Annotated in this window: 1 protein-coding gene; it reads right to left on the reverse strand. The window is 53.1% G+C overall.

All coding sequences use genetic code 11. The features are described from left to right. Positions 1-678 (reverse strand): type VI lipase adapter Tla3 domain-containing protein, encoded by a 678-nt coding sequence (locus tag H7U20_RS27400; protein WP_199762306.1) that lies wholly within the window; start codon positions 676-678, stop codon positions 1-3. Between the last annotated feature and the right edge of the window lie 150 nt (positions 679-828).

Genomic DNA, 828 nt, shown 5'->3' on the forward strand with positions numbered 1-828 from the left:
TCAGCATTGGGCAATCTGTCGCCCACCGTCTACGAACGGAAAATGGCAGCACGCCAACCTATCGTCGTGTCCGAAATTACTTGACCACAGCAATGCCATTCCGGTAGACTGAGTTTCACCTGCCAACCCCATCATCGGATTGATGGGGCTAAACTTTATTTCCGGATTTGAAATAGAGGCGCCAGCGTAGAACGACGGCCCACCCCAGTACATTGGCGTGCGCTCTGCGCCGTTTTCGAACGCGTCATATAGGCGTCCACCACTGACTCCATCCTTGTCCTGCCCCGTCCAAGCATACTGCTTAGGATCCTGTTCACGAATGCTGGTATACGGGCCTTGCTTGTGCAGAACATCCCACAGCTTGCCTTGCCGGTATTTGTCGAGCGAAACACCTAGCCCGATCACTTCCAGCACATACTCGCGGCGGCCTTTGGCGTCATTTTCCTGATCCCGCAGGTGCTGTTTCTGCTCGGCTTGCAGTCTGATCTGGTTCGCCCTTGTTAATGATTTTTGCTCTGCCATCAAGAAGCGATAGCTGAAGAAAAAAACGGTCGCCAAAAGGGGAATGCTGACCCAACGAAATCTGTCCATGCCCGTCTCCTCGCTTGTCATCAATCTGGGGTGAAGCATCAGCACATCGAGTGCGATCCACAGTGGCGTGATGATCGCAAACGCCAAGACCGCTCCGAGCAAATATTTCCATACTATCGGGAGCAGGATCGGAGTCAGGTTGGCTAAAGTGGACCCGTCAGTCAAGACACTCTGCCAGTTAATTTAAGCTGTGCCCATTTCCACTTCATCAGCTGCTCGGCGCTGTCCCGTACTACT

Source organism: Rugamonas violacea (assembly GCF_016461825.1).
Classification (GTDB): Bacteria; Pseudomonadota; Gammaproteobacteria; order Burkholderiales; family Burkholderiaceae_D; genus Rugamonas.